The sequence below is a fragment of the Corynebacterium sp. HMSC05E07 genome, assembly GCF_001807225.1.
GTDB lineage: Bacteria > Actinomycetota > Actinomycetes > Mycobacteriales > Mycobacteriaceae > Corynebacterium > Corynebacterium singulare.
Genome location: NZ_KV788239.1, coordinates 1 through 1,464, shown reverse-complemented (window position 1 = coordinate 1,464; position 1,464 = coordinate 1). Strand labels below are relative to the sequence as shown.

General features: G+C 56.1%; 1 protein-coding gene. It reads right to left on the bottom strand.

Annotation, left to right across the window (positions count from 1 at the left end; translation table 11 throughout):
- The coding region (locus HMPREF3149_RS07375) for an integrase core domain-containing protein (RefSeq protein ID WP_070537296.1) at nucleotides 1–1,367 on the bottom strand (1,367 nt) is incomplete at its 3' end.
- Nucleotides 1,368–1,464 lie beyond the last annotated feature (97 nt).

Sequence of the window (1,464 nt, the reverse complement as noted above, 5' to 3'; positions counted from 1 at the left end):
ATCTGGCCACCTGGTGGCCTGTGGCTCAACGTGATTGGCAGCGGCACGCTGAAGAGGAATTCACCGTCATGGGCCGTGTAAAACTCCGCAACGTTATCGGCTGTGACCGTGGAGTAGAGCCTGCGGTTTTTAAACCTCAGACCAATGTAGAGACCGAAGCCGCACACGCGTACAACGCCATCTTTGCTCACGCAGAGCTGGTCTGGGATGCCCCAATGGTTTGTTGAATTTGTCGTCGGCACCGTTAGTGTGGGGGTATCGGTGGAAGGTATGCCCTGCTGAGCTGCCATGTCATCGGTGCTGGCCTCGTGTGAAGTTGCCGCTTCCACGGGGCCGTTTAGCATTTCGGGTACAGCGTGTGGATTGTGCGCCTGGTTGTAGGCGACTACGCGTGCCCAGACCTGCTCAGGATCGAGTGGATGCGTAGGCGACGGTGCCTTGGGGAAGGTATCGAAAGCCTGGCGTGGTGTGATGTGCATTTTGCCGACCAGCAGTGATTGATGCCGTCGTCGCTCGTTGTACACCTGGCGATATTCAGCCAGATAGGCGTTGACCTCAGCAAGGCTAACTGGGTGGCGTGCATCGAGGAACTGGGTCAACGTGCGGTGAGAGCGCTCGTCTTTTCCCTGGGTTGTCGGGGCGAAACCAGCAATAGCAAGAACGCCTTGGCTGGCGAGCCAAGTTTCAGTAGCAGAGAGAAAACCACGGTGATAGGTGGCAAACGCATCGCCATTGTCGGAAAGGATTTCTTGGGGCTTGCCGTAGGCGGCGAACGCTGCGGCCAGCACAGCGCGCGCATCAGTACCGTTTTCTGGCAGAGCGAACGCTGTGGTTCCGACATCGAACCTGCTGGCATCATCGATAACCTGGTAAATCGTGACATGTGTGTGGGCGTGGTCAAAGAGGCGATAGACCAGTCCATCGATCTGCCAGAGTTCACCGACGAGAGCGCGGGCGAAGCGCTTATAGGAGCTGCGTGGCCGTTTGCGGGCGTTGGCATCAACGAATCCCAGCTCATGAAGCCACGAGGCGATTGTAGAACGCGACGGTGTGGAATCTGGACCTACAGTGTCGAACAAGAAGTAGTAGATCGACCAAGGCCCATAATCCAAGCCTTGCTCCATCAACTCCTGCCTGGCGTGGACGACTGCGATTTTGTCGGCCTCGTGGAATTTCTTAATCGGATTCTTCGGGGCAGTCGAATCCGGCACAATGCCTGCCCGACCCTTCTGCGCTATCCGGCTTTTGATGTTGTGGTACGTCTGCCGCGAGATTCCCAATTCTTTGCAAAACTGTGTGACCGTCTTGCCGTCACGAACGGGATCGAAATCTGCGACCTTTCTACGCTTATGCAATGGAATAGCCATCCGGCTATTCCACCGCCGCAAACGTCCAAAAAGCCACTAGACATCCCGTCCAAAAACATCCTGGACTCCGTGTCCAAAATGTCGCTAGACATCACAT